The organism is Microbispora sp. ATCC PTA-5024 (assembly GCF_000511135.2).
In the GTDB taxonomy this organism is placed as follows: Bacteria; Actinomycetota; Actinomycetes; order Streptosporangiales; family Streptosporangiaceae; genus Microbispora; species Microbispora corallina.
In genome coordinates, this window is the sequence record NZ_KI866528.1 from 243482 (window position 1) to 247700 (window position 4219).

A 4219-nucleotide genomic window follows, 5' to 3' on the forward strand; every position below is an offset into this window, starting at 1 on the left:
GCCCTCCGGCCAGGGCCGCCGCCGACACGCCCGCCGCCGTCAGGCCGGCGGCCACGGCCAGCGCCGCGCCGGGGGAGACGCGGCCCGACGGGATCGGACGCTCCGGCCGTTCGGCCGCGTCCACGTGCCGGTCGGCCCAGTCGTTGCCCGCCATCCCCGCCCAGTACAGGCACACCGACGCGCAGGCGAGCCCCGCCGTGCGCCGGTCGAGCACGCCGGCGGCCGCGGCGCCGGCCACGACGTCCCCCGGCACCGACAGCGCCGCCGGCATCCGCACCAGCTCGACGAGGTCCCGTACGGCGGGCCGCCTAGGCCGGTCCGCGGGCGCATCCGGATCCGCGCGGCGGCCGGGCGTGACGAACCCTGCGAGCCCTCTGAGCCCTGCGAGCCCGGGCAACCCGGCGAGCGCACCGGACCGGGTGGGCGCGCGACGAGCGGCGCCATGAATATGGGCGCCGGGACCCGGCGCCGGTGATGCCTGCTCGCTCATCACCGGGCACTCCTTCCGTGATCGTGTCCAGCGTCCTGTGCCCGCCGAGGCCGGCGGGGACCTCGCGGACCACCCGGCCCTCGCCGCTGACCGGCACCCGCGGACCGTCCACCGGCCGGCCGCGCCCCCTCCACCACCTCCACGATCCCCGACCCCACAACCCCGGCCAACCCCACAACCACCCCAGTTCGTACACCGAACGACACATCGGACCACGCCTCGCATCTGGCTTTCGCTACCACAAGTCAGCGGGTAGCCTGGGGCGCATGACGGAGCTCCTCGACGAGCGCGACGCGTGGCTCACCACCAACTGCTCCATCGCCCGCGCCTTCGACGTGATCAGGCACAGATCCACCCTGCTCCTGCTCCGGGAGGCGTCGTTCGGCACCCGGCGGTTCGACGACTTCGCCCGCCGGGTGGGCATCAGCGAGCCCGCTGCGGCCATGCGGCTGAAGGGGCTCGTCGCCGAGGGGCTGCTGGAGCGGCGCCCCTACCAGGAGCCGGGGCAGCGCACCCGGGACGAGTACGTCCTGACCCGGAAGGGCCGCGAGCTCCTGCCCGTCCTGAGCGCCCTGCGGCAGTGGGGCGACACGTGGGCCGCCGACCCCACCGGCCCGTCCATCGTCACCGAGCACCGCGACTGCGGCGCCCCCGTCCGGCTGCGCCTGCGGTGCGAGGCCGGTCACGACGTCCAGAGCGACGAGGTCGAGCTCCGCGCCGGCCCTGGACTGGTCCGCGCGCCCGGCGACGGGGCGTCCGCCGAGCAAGCCGCTCTGGGCGACGCCTCCGCGTAGGCACCGCCGTTACCCCGCAACTACGGCCGGGTTCCCGCTGCCGTCGTCCAGCCGCGCCCGGGAACAGTCGCACCTCCGGCCGGGCAGCACACGCGGGGTGCCTCCCCGCCCCTGCCTCGCCTGTAGGGGTCTGCCGGCCCGTGCTCAGGGGTCCCGGCCTGACTTTTATTCTTTTTAGTCAGATGGCCTTGCCTTGTCGTCCGTGGTGATGGTTCACTCGAACCCTGCTGACTTAAGTTCACAATAGTCAGCCTCTCCCGCCGGCCTCCCGCGGGGCCCTCACGACGACGAAAGGTCTCCCCTTCCCATGTCCTCGAGCACTCCGGTGGCCCGCCACGCGGCCGGCGACCTCAGGTCCGCTGCGACCAGGGGCGCGGCCGGCGTCGGCGCCCGCCGCGAAGCCCTGACGCTGGTCGCCATGTGCCTCGGCACGATGATGACGTTCCTGCAGATCACGGCGTCGGTGTCGGCGCTGTCCGCCCTCCAGTCGGCCCTGCACGCGACACCCACCCAGGTCGTGTGGATCCCGAGCTCCTACACCCTGCTCGTCGCCGCCCTCATCCTGTCGGCGGGCACGCTCGGCAACCGGTACGGCCGCAGGCGGCTGTTCCGCGCGGGCGTGCTCGTCATGGCGGCCGGGAGCCTGCTGGCCGTGGCGGCCGGATCGACCGGCGGCCTGATCGCGGCCCAGGCCATCAGCGGCGCGGGCGGCGCGCTGATCCTCCCCAACAGCCTCGCCCTGCTGGGGGCGACCTTCACCGACCCGCACCGGCGCACCGAGGTCGTCACGGCCTGGGCCGCCTCCTCGGGGATCGGGCTGGCCGTCGGCCCGCTGCTGGCCGGGGTGCTGCTGGAGCACTACAGCTGGCACGCCGTCTTCCTGTCGAACCCCGTGCTGGCGGTCGCCGCCCTCCTCGCCACCCCGGCGGTGGCCGAGTCCCGCGCCCCGGCCGCCGGCCGGCTGGACGTCGCCGGTCTCCTGCTGGGCACGGTGACCATCGCGGCCCTCATCTACGCGCTCATCCAGGGCGGCCACGACGGGTACTCCAGTGGCCCGATCGTCGTGCTGTGGGCCGTGGCCGCCGTCGCCGCCGTGGCGTTCGTCCTGGCCGAGCGCCGGGCGGCCGCGCCGATGCTGGACATCCGGTTGTTCCGGTCGGGCTCGTTCTCCGCGGTGATGGCGGTCGCCGCCGTGTCGCTGTTCGGGTTCACCGGCGTGGCCCTGATGATGGTGCTGTTCTACCAGCGCGTCCAGAACCTGAGCGCGCTCGCCACGGGGTGGCGGCTGCTCGTGATGTTCGGCGTCTACGTGGTCGTCGCGTCCCTGGCGGGCCGGGTCATCCGCCGCACCGGCTTCAAGCTCCCCCTCGCCCTCGGCCTGGTGATCGGCGGGCTGGCCTGCCTGGGACTGGCCGCGCAGCGGCCCGACTCGGCCTTCACGCACGCCTGGCCGCTGCTCGCGGCCTTCGGCGCGGGCTGCGGGCTGATGGCGGCTCCCAGCACCGCCGCCGCCCTGGTCAGCGTGCCCGCCCAGAGCGCCGGCATGGCCTCGGGCGCGGTCAACACGTTCCGCCAGGTCGGGTCGGTGATGGGCTCCTCGATCCTCGGCACCCTGCTGACCGCCGGGCTCGCCTCGGCTCTGCCCGGACGGCTGGCCGCGCACGGGGTGCCGCCCGCCGCCCGGGAGGAGGTCGTCGCGGCGGTCGCCTCGGGCCGGAGCGGGGGCGCCCCGCAGCCCGCGGCCGTCCGGGACGCCGTCGCCGACGCCTTCACCTCCGGCTTCCACACCTCGATGGTGGTGTGCGGGGTGGTGCTGCTCGTCGCCGCCGTCCTGGCGCTGGCGGCCGTGCACAACCGGCCGCACCAGCGTCCCGCCGCCTCCTGAGCCGGGGCCGGCCGCCGTCCTCTACGAGGGCCGGCCGTCGGGGACGACGCGCATCCAGATGGTGGTCGCCAGCGGCGCCTGGGTCACGCCGAGGCGTTCGAGCCCGATGTCGGTCCCGCCGGGGTGGTCGAACAAGCGGACGCCGTCGCCCAGCAGCACCGGGGCGACGCACACGAAGATCTCGTCGAGCAGGCCGGCCTCCAGGCACTGCCGGGCCGTGCTCGCGCCCAGGACGTTCACGTACCTGTCCCCGGCGGCCGCCTTCGCCGCGGCGACGCCGCCGCGCAGGTCGCCGACGAAGGTGATCCCCGGCGCCGGATCGTCCGGCGGGTTGTGCGTGAGCACGAACTGCGGTCCCTCCCAGCCGCCGCCGAACGGCTTGCCCTCCTTGGCGGTGCCCCGGTGGGGGTCGTCGCCCCGGAACGTCCGGTTGCCGACGAGCAGCGCCCCGATCCTGCCGATGAGGGCGTCCACCTCCGGGTTCGGGCCGATGCGCGGGGTCAGCCAGGACATGTCACCTCCCGGCCCCGCGATGAAGCCGTCCAGCGACATCGTGACCGAGTACAGCAGCTTTCCCATGGGCCTGACCCTCCGTCGGCGTCGGTTGCCTTCCCTCGTGTGACGCCGGATCGGCCGGAAACTCATCGCCGCCCCGTCACGATTGCCGATGCGACACCGGTGTAATACGTCCGGAGGTGTCTAAGTAGGGGGTGCCGGTGACACTGGTGCGCATCTGGCGAGGCTGGACCCGTTCCGGGGACGCGGCCGAGTACGAGGGCTACCTGCTCCGGACCGGCTTCGCGGAGTACCGGGGGACCGAGGGCAACGAGGGGGTGTTCTTCACCCGGCGCGACGTCGACGACCGGACCGAGTTCGTGCTGATCACGCTGTGGGACTCGTGGGACGCGGTACGGGCGTTCGCCGGGGACGACCCCGGCCGCGCCGTCTTCTACCCCGAGGACGGCCGCTTCCTCGTCGAGGCGGACCTCACCGTCTCGCATTACGAGATCTTCGCCTCTCGCCGAGCCCCGGCCGGGGTGCCGCGGACCT

Annotated in this window: 5 protein-coding genes; 3 read left to right on the forward strand and 2 right to left on the reverse strand. The window is 74.3% G+C overall.

Annotated elements, in window-relative coordinates; all coding sequences use genetic code 11:
- Positions 1 to 271, reverse strand: a 271-nt coding sequence (locus MPTA5024_RS41690; RefSeq protein ID WP_198167676.1) for a UbiA family prenyltransferase, incomplete at its 3' end; no start/stop codon positions are given.
- A gap of 485 nt (positions 272 to 756) precedes the next feature.
- Between MPTA5024_RS41690 and MPTA5024_RS38045 the strand changes: the two genes are divergently transcribed.
- Both MPTA5024_RS38045 and MPTA5024_RS38050 read left to right on the forward strand, forming a co-directional pair.
- Positions 757 to 1284: a winged helix-turn-helix transcriptional regulator gene (locus MPTA5024_RS38045; protein WP_036333348.1), complete on the forward strand. Its 528-nt coding sequence runs from the start codon at positions 757 to 759 to the stop codon at positions 1282 to 1284.
- Positions 1285 to 1591: 307 nt separating this feature from the next.
- Entirely contained in the window at positions 1592 to 3169 is a 1578-nt protein-coding gene (locus MPTA5024_RS38050; protein WP_063794871.1) for an MFS transporter, read from the forward strand.
- Between the two features lie 21 nt (positions 3170 to 3190).
- On the opposite strand, the gene MPTA5024_RS38055 is transcribed toward MPTA5024_RS38050, so the two are convergent.
- Entirely contained in the window at positions 3191 to 3748 is a 558-nt protein-coding gene (locus tag MPTA5024_RS38055; protein WP_036333353.1) for a dihydrofolate reductase family protein, read from the reverse strand.
- Between the two features lie 137 nt (positions 3749 to 3885).
- Between MPTA5024_RS38055 and MPTA5024_RS43125 the strand changes: the two genes are divergently transcribed.
- On the forward strand, positions 3886 to 4219 hold a 334-nt coding region (locus MPTA5024_RS43125; protein WP_198167663.1), incomplete at its 3' end, for a hypothetical protein.

Coding starts and splice junctions, on each gene's coding strand:
- MPTA5024_RS38045 (WP_036333348.1), top strand. CDS start 757: ATGACGGAGCTCCTCGACGAGCGCGACGCGTGGCTCACCACCAACTGC.
- MPTA5024_RS38050 (WP_063794871.1), top strand. CDS start 1,592: ATGTCCTCGAGCACTCCGGTGGCCCGCCACGCGGCCGGCGACCTCAGG.
- MPTA5024_RS38055 (WP_036333353.1), bottom strand. CDS start 3,748: ATGGGAAAGCTGCTGTACTCGGTCACGATGTCGCTGGACGGCTTCATC.